A 1,630-nucleotide genomic window follows, 5' to 3' on the forward strand; every position below is an offset into this window, starting at 1 on the left:
AGGATGAGCGTCGTCATGCCGGCGTCTCGGTGTCGCTAGCGTCGGCCCACGCCCGGAGCGCTGCGCCGACGCCTTCGACCACGGCCCGGGCGTTCGCCGCGGCCTCAAGGCCATCGCCAGTCGGCCCAGTCTCGCCCACGTCCTTTGCGACCTTGACGAACCCGCGCCCGCCGTCCTCGAGCCCGTACATGTCCACCAGCGCGTCCCAGTGCTCGCCCAGACGGGCGACCGACTCCGCCACTAAGCCGCGGCCGTTGGCGCGGACCGGGTCCACGAACGCGTTGGCGAGCGACCACGGCATCCCGTCGGCCCCGCGGGCGACGGCCATTACCAGGGACGGCGGCGTCTGGGCGGCGAACGCGTTCTGCTTGCCGGTCGGGATCGCTGTGTAGGCGGCCTCGAGGAACGCCTCCACGGCGTCGGCGGCCAGGTGGCGGTCGGCGGCCGACGGGGTCTCCCCTTCGGCCAGGTTCGTGGCCAGTTGCTCGGCGTCGACCAGCGCGTAGCGGTAGTAGCACGAGGCGTTGAACCCGGTCGTGCCCACCATCCCGGCGCCGGTCTGCTCGCTCGAGTTCAGGTCGTCGACGGCCGTGTAGTAGTCGAAGTCCTGGTCGACGGCGTGCGTCGAGATCGCGTGGGCCACCTGGGCGGCGGCGTCGATGTTGGTCCCGGGCAGGTTGGCGAGCATCCGCCCAAACAGCGCCACGTCGACCGACCGGACCGTCCCGCTCGAGCCTTTCTTGAACGCGTCCGAGACGACCTTGGCCGCGTCCGAGACGCCCTTGTCGGCGGCGTCGCGCTTCTTCTTGTCGGCCTTGGACGGCTTGTCCTCGAGGTCGGGCGACGCGCTCCGCTCTCCGATCGCGGCCTCGAGGTCGGCGGCGTGCTCGTGGGTGAGCGCGGCCAGCCGGTCGAGCTCGTCGAAGCCGACGAACCACAGGACGCTCGTGGTGCTCTTGGCCTCGTCCCACCCCATCATCTCGGCCAAGACGGCCTGGGCGAGAGATTCGGCGACCTCGAGGTCGTGCCCGAGATCGACCAAGCGGGGGGCGAGCTCCTGGTGCGCCCGCTTGGTCCGCTTGCCGAGCTTGTCGCCGAACTCGCGCTCGAACACGCCCGAGGTCCGCATCCGGCGCTTGAGCGCCTGCGACGAGATCCGCCCGCGGCGGACGCCGCCGAACTCGCAGTCCTTGGGCTGGCCGGTGTCGTCGCGGTTGAGGTTGGCGGGCGGGAAGCTCTGCAACAGGTGGACTTCGACTTTCATGTCTTTGGGGGTGAAGGTCAGGAGGAGGCGCCGGCCCAGTAGTCGCGCGCCCATCGGCGCTGGACGTCGCGGCCGTCGTCCCACGCGGTCACGTCGCGCAGGAGCTGGTCGTAGCGGACGCCGACGGCGCGCGTGGACATCAACGTCACGATCTGGCGGAGCCGGTGCGGCAGGTCCGAGCGGCGAGCCTCGAGGAGCGCGCCGAACCGGCGGTCCAGGCTCTCCTGCCCGACGCCCATCTCGCGGCGGAGCCACCGCGCCGAGCCCCCGAACGATGTCTTGTCACGGGCTCCGCGCGACTCGCCCGAGCCCGACGCCTGGAGCGCGTAGAGCGCCGCGACCAGCAGGTAGGCATCGACCTCGAGG

At 71.5% G+C, this 1,630-nt stretch carries 2 protein-coding genes; both read right to left on the reverse strand.

Annotation, left to right across the window (positions count from 1 at the left end):
- Positions 1–13: 13 nt before the first annotated feature.
- Positions 14–1,264: a type I-E CRISPR-associated protein Cas7/Cse4/CasC gene (gene cas7e / locus WBA11_RS14165; protein WP_424521320.1), complete on the reverse strand. Its 1,251-nt coding sequence runs from the start codon at positions 1,262–1,264 to the stop codon at positions 14–16.
- A 17-nt stretch (positions 1,265–1,281) separates the two neighbouring features.
- Positions 1,282–1,630, reverse strand: a 349-nt coding sequence (gene casB, locus WBA11_RS14170; protein ID WP_424521321.1) for a type I-E CRISPR-associated protein Cse2/CasB, incomplete at its 5' end; no start/stop codon positions are given.

Origin of the sequence: Rubrivirga sp. (assembly GCF_049648075.1) — a bacterium.
Taxonomy (GTDB): domain Bacteria; phylum Bacteroidota; class Rhodothermia; order Rhodothermales; family Rubricoccaceae; genus Rubrivirga.

What these genes read in the sequence shown, in the direction of transcription:
- cas7e (WP_424521320.1), bottom strand. Translation starts at nt 1,264, where the DNA reads ATGAAAGTCGAAGTCCACCTGTTGCAGAGCTTCCCGCCCGCCAACCTC.